Source organism: Nonomuraea sp. bgisy101, assembly GCF_057708945.1.
This window is the reverse complement of the sequence record NZ_JBYITD010000116.1, coordinates 1-730: the sequence shown is the minus strand read 5'-3', so window position 1 is coordinate 730 and position 730 is coordinate 1. Positions and strand designations below refer to the sequence as shown.

Annotated in this window: 1 protein-coding gene; it reads left to right on the top strand. The window is 73.2% G+C overall.

The features are described from left to right. Positions 1-730, top strand: a 730-nt coding sequence (locus tag AC3EO4_RS55680) for an SGNH/GDSL hydrolase family protein (RefSeq protein ID WP_431904992.1), incomplete at both ends; no start/stop codon positions are given.

The following is a 730-nucleotide window of genomic DNA, read 5'->3' as shown; positions in this document are numbered from 1 at the left end:
GCCGCGGGCGACCACCGGTCCGACCACGGCCCCGGCGCCTTCACCCAGACCTCCGCGTCCTGGTACTACCTCAGCGGGGTCGACGTCATCGGCCGGTCCTCCCATCAAGGCGCCGTGGTCGCCTTCGGCGACTCCCTCACCGACGGGTACGGTTCGACGCCGGGCGCCGCCAACCGCTACCCCGACGAGCTGGCCGAGCGCCTGGCCGCCGCAGGCCGTCCGCACGCCGTCCTCAACCAGGGCATCAGCGGCAACAGGGTCACGGTCGACTCGGCGTGGCTCGGCGACAAGGCGACCTCGCGGTTCCGGCGTGACGTGCTCGACCAGCCCGGCGTGCGCGCGGTCATCATCCTCGAAGGCATCAACGACATCGGGATGAGCCAGGCCCCCTCCCCCATCGGCGCACCGCCCACCGACGTCTCCGCCGACGAGATCATCGCCGGACACCGCGAGCTGATCCGGCAGGCCCACGCGAAGGGCGTGCGTGCCATCGGCGCCACGCTGCCGCCGATGAAGGGCTCGCGCTACCACTCGGCGCGCGGCGAGGCCAAGCGCGACGCGGTCAACGCCTGGATCCGCGGGTCGGGAGCGTACGACGGGGTGGTCGACCTGGACCGCGCGCTGGCCTCGCCGTCCGACGAGGACCAACTCGACCCCGCCTACGACTCCGGCGACCACCTGCACCTCAACGACGCCGGATACCGGGCCGTGGCGCAAGCCGTCGACCCCG